The 282-nt window shown below is 48.6% G+C and carries 1 protein-coding gene; it reads right to left on the bottom strand.

Translation table 11 applies throughout. The features are described from left to right. Positions 1-282, bottom strand: a 282-nt coding sequence (locus tag CH339_RS25585) for a 2-keto-4-pentenoate hydratase (protein WP_368731664.1), incomplete at both ends; no start/stop codon positions are given.

The raw sequence follows: 282 nt of genomic DNA, 5'->3' as shown, positions 1-282 counted from the left end.
CAGGCAAAGTGAATGAGAAATTTTCATAGCGGCTGTCAATCACTTCTAGAACGGGAATCAATTCAGCAACGGCTTCAAGGACCTGCTCCTTTGTAACACCCGGTCCTTCAATATCCTCCCCCAGCACAAAAGCAATCTCTGCTTCAACCTTCGGGTGAATCAGCTCGTTCATCCGGATGCTTCCGCCGTTTGGCACGATCATATCTTCAAAAATATAACCGTAGATCGGCTCCTCGACGTTCATCTGCTTCATTTTCGCCCGGCTGGTCAGTCCCATTTTCG

The organism is Rhodobium orientis (assembly GCF_003258835.1).
GTDB classification, from domain to species: Bacteria; Pseudomonadota; Alphaproteobacteria; order Rhizobiales; family Rhodobiaceae; genus Rhodobium; species Rhodobium orientis.
This window is presented reverse-complemented; position numbering and strand designations above follow the sequence as displayed.